The organism is Streptomyces sp. NRRL S-495 (genome assembly GCF_000966955.1).
GTDB classification, from domain to species: domain Bacteria; phylum Actinomycetota; class Actinomycetes; order Streptomycetales; family Streptomycetaceae; genus Kitasatospora; species Kitasatospora purpeofusca.
Window position 1 is genome coordinate 1 of sequence record NZ_JZWY01001211.1, and the last position, 2,766, is coordinate 2,766.

The 2,766-nt window shown below is 76.3% G+C and carries 2 protein-coding genes; both read left to right on the forward strand.

What is annotated here, in order from left to right; genetic code table 11:
* Window positions 1–230: 230 nt before the first annotated feature.
* Complete coding sequence (locus VR45_RS40665; protein ID WP_078897557.1) at window positions 231–1,328, forward strand: MoxR family ATPase; 1,098 nt, start codon at window positions 231–233, stop codon at window positions 1,326–1,328.
* On the forward strand, window positions 1,325–2,766 hold a 1,442-nt coding region (locus VR45_RS40670), incomplete at its 3' end, for a DUF58 domain-containing protein (protein WP_052709754.1). The genes VR45_RS40665 and VR45_RS40670, both read left to right, overlap by 4 nt.

Genomic DNA, 2,766 nt, shown 5'->3' on the forward strand with positions numbered 1-2,766 from the left:
CTCGAGGCCCTGCAACCGCCCGGCCCGACGCCGCCGACGTCCGGCTAGCGGGCGCCGCGCGGAATCCACCGCTCCCGTACTCCGCTCGCTCCCGTACTTCCCGTACTTCCCGTACTTCCCGTACTTCCCGTACTTCCCGTGCTCCGCTCGCTCCCCGTACCTCCCGCACTTCCCGCGCTCACCGCCGGTTCCGACGAATCGGCCGACCGACGCCGTCCTCCAGGAGAGTCATGACCGCCGTTCCCCAGGCCCCCGCCCCGGACACCGAGCAGGCCCGGGTGGCCGAGGCGGGCCCGGGCCGCCCCACCGAGGCCGCCGTGCTGACGCCGCAGGAGGCCGGCCGGCGTGCCCGCGCGGTGGTCGAGGAGATCGAACGCGCCGTGGTCGGCAAGCCCGAGGCCCTCCGTCTGGTGATGCTCGGCGTGCTGGCCGGCGGCCACGTGCTGATCGAGGATCTGCCGGGGCTCGGCAAGACCCTGCTGGCACGCTCCTTCGCCACCGTCCTCGGCCTGGACTTCCGCCGGATCCAGTTCACCCCCGACCTGCTGCCCTCGGACGTCACCGGCGCGCCGTTCTACGACCGGCGCAGCGGCGAGATGGTGTTCCGCCCCGGGCCGCTCTTCACCCAGCTCCTGCTGGCCGACGAGATCAACCGCACCCCGCCGAAGACCCAGGCCGCGCTGCTGGAGGCGATGGCCGAGGGCCAGGTCTCCGTCGACGGCGCCACCCGCCGGCTGCCGCAGCCCTTCGTGGTGATCGCCACCGCCAACCCGATCGAGTACGAGGGCACCTACTCGCTGCCCGAGGCGCAGCTCGACCGCTTCCTGCTCCGGGTGCGGATGGGCTACCTCTCCACCGGCCTGGAGGCCTCGATGCTCCGGGCCCGCCTGGACCGCGCGACGCCCGAGCCGGACCTGGAGACCGTCAGCAGTCCGGCCGAACTGCTCGCGATGCGGGCGGCGTTGGAGCGGGTCGAGGTCGACGACGACCTGGTCGACTACGTGATCGCGCTGGTCCACGCCACCCGCAACGACGCGCAGATCCAGGTCGGCGCCTCGCCGCGGGGCGGTCTCGCGCTGGTCCAACTGGCGCGGGCCCGCGCGATGCTGGAGGGGCGCGACTACCTGACGCCGGAGGACGTGAAGGCGCTCGCCGTCCCGGCGCTGGCCCACCGGATCACCCTGACACCGGAGTTGTGGGTGCGCCAGGTCGAGGCGGACGAGGTCCTGGCGCGTCTGGTCGCCACCGTTCCGGCACCGCGGACCCTGCCGCGCGCGGCAGGCGGTCCGGAGAGCGGTCCGGTGGACGCCCCGGGCGCCGCCCGGTGAGCCCCGAGCCCGCCGCCGACCAACGGCGCGCGGAGCGGGCCCGCCGGCTCGTCGCCCAGAGCGCCGCGCTCGGCGCGCGCCCGGTCCGGCGGCTCGCCGGCCCGGCCGGCAGTCCGACCGCCGACCCGGCCGGCAGCCCCGGTCCGCACCCCGCGCGGAAGCGTCCGGCCCGTACCGCGGGCCCGACCGGCCCCACCGGCACCCGGAGCGGCGCCCGGAGCGGTGCGGGCACCGGCCGTCGTCCAGGCGGTCGGACAGGCCCGCGGGGCCCGGAGCGGGCCGCCGCGCGCCTGGTCGCCCGCAGCACCAGAGCCACCCTGGCCGGCCTGCCCACCACGCCGCCCTCCCCGTACTGGCGGCCCGGCGAGCGGACCCTGCGCCTGCTCACGGTGGCCACCGTCGCGGCCGTCGCCGCACTGGCCACCGGTCACCCCTGGCTGCTCGCGCTGGCGGCGGGCCCGGCCGTCCTGCTCACCCTGGCGGCCACGGGCAACGACCGGCCGTCCCGGCTGGACGCCGAGAACACCGTCACGCCCCGCCGCTGCCTGGAGGGCGAGCCGATCACCGTACGGATCACCGTCCGCCACGACGGGCTGATCGGCCGGCTCGACCCGACCGCCGCCCTCGGCCCGGGCGTCACCCTGACGGCGGTGACCGTCGGCGCCACCGAGGTCGACCTGGTGGTCCGGGCCGAACGGTGGGGCCGCTGGACGCTGGGCAGCGTCGACATCGACGTCTACGACGCCGGCGGTCTGGCCCGCCGGACGGTTCGCACCGACCTCGGCACGGTGGACGTCTTCCCGGAGCCGAGCGCGGCCCGCCTCACCCCGATCCCGGTGCGGCTGCCCGAACGCCTCGGCGAGCACACCACCGCGCACGAGGGCACCGGTGTCGAGGTGGTAGGCGTGCGCCCGTACGTGCCCGGTGAGCGCCAGCGGCGCATCCACTGGCCCTCGACCACCCGCCGCGACGCCGTCCAGATCAACCAGTTCGCGGCGGAGCGGGCCGCCGACGCGGTCGTCCTGATGGACACGCTGGCCGACTTCCGGGACGCGGCCACCGGCCGCTCCAGCCTCGACGAGACGCTGCGCGCGGCCACCGGGCTGACCCGCGCCTACCTGCGCCGGCACGACCGGGTCGGTCTGATCGCGGTCGGCGGGAAGCTGCGCTGGCTCACCGCGGGCAGCGGGGAGCGGCAGTCCTACCGGATGGTGGAGAGCGTGCTGGAGGTCCGTCAGGACCGCGGCTACCGCGGGCTCCTCGCGCCCCGGCTCCCGGTGGCGGCACTGCCCCGCCACGCGCTGGTGTACGCGTTCACCCCGCTCGCCGACCAGCGGATCCTGGACGTGCTCGGCCGGGTCCGCGACCTCGGCAATCCGCTGGTCGTGGTGGAGATCCCGGCCGGCGAACCGGCGGTGGAGCCCGGTGACGAGATCGA

Coding starts and splice junctions, on each gene's coding strand:
- VR45_RS40665 (WP_078897557.1), top strand. CDS start 231: ATGACCGCCGTTCCCCAGGCCCCCGCCCCGGACACCGAGCAGGCCCGG.